The 583-nt window shown below is 62.3% G+C and carries 1 protein-coding gene; it reads right to left on the reverse strand.

The window, feature by feature from the left end; translation table 11 throughout:
• On the reverse strand, window positions 1-530 hold a 530-nt coding region (locus AC1ECW_RS16275; protein WP_481202302.1), incomplete at its 3' end, for an IS5 family transposase.
• Window positions 531-583 lie beyond the last annotated feature (53 nt).

Consider the following 583-nt stretch of genomic DNA (forward strand, 5'->3'; position numbering starts at 1 on the left):
AAGTGCCACTGGTTGCCCTTCTTGGTCTGATGCATCTCGGGGTCACGCTCGCCGCTGCTGTTCTTGGTCGAACTCGGCGCAGCGATCAACGTGGCATCGACCACCGTCCCGCTCTTGAGCAGCAGGCCCTTGGCAGCCAGCATGGCATTGACGGTGGCCAGGATCTGCAAGCTCAGGTTGTGAGCTTCGAGCAGGTGGCGAAAGCGAAGAATCGTGCTCTCGTCGGGCAGGTTGTCTTCACCGGCGTCCAGACCCGCGAACTCGCGAAACATGGGTGTGTCGTACAGCGCCTCTTCCATCGCCGGGTCCGACAGGTTGAACCACTGCTGCAGGAAGTGAATGCGCAGCATGGTCTCGACGGCAAACGGTGGGCGTCCGCCTTTGGCGCCCGGTGCTGGCGCGTGCGGCGCGATCAGCGACACCAGCTCGGCCCACGGCACCACCAGGTTCATCTCGTCCAGAAACTCGCGCTTGCGCGTCCTCTTGGTCTTGCGCTCGAATCCGCTCTCGCCCAGGCTCATTTGCTTCATGCCGTCAATGTCTCACATCGGAGCAGAGGTGCCGAGGTTTTGCAGACCTTCCC

The sequence above is a fragment of the Caldimonas hydrothermalis genome (assembly GCF_056746695.1).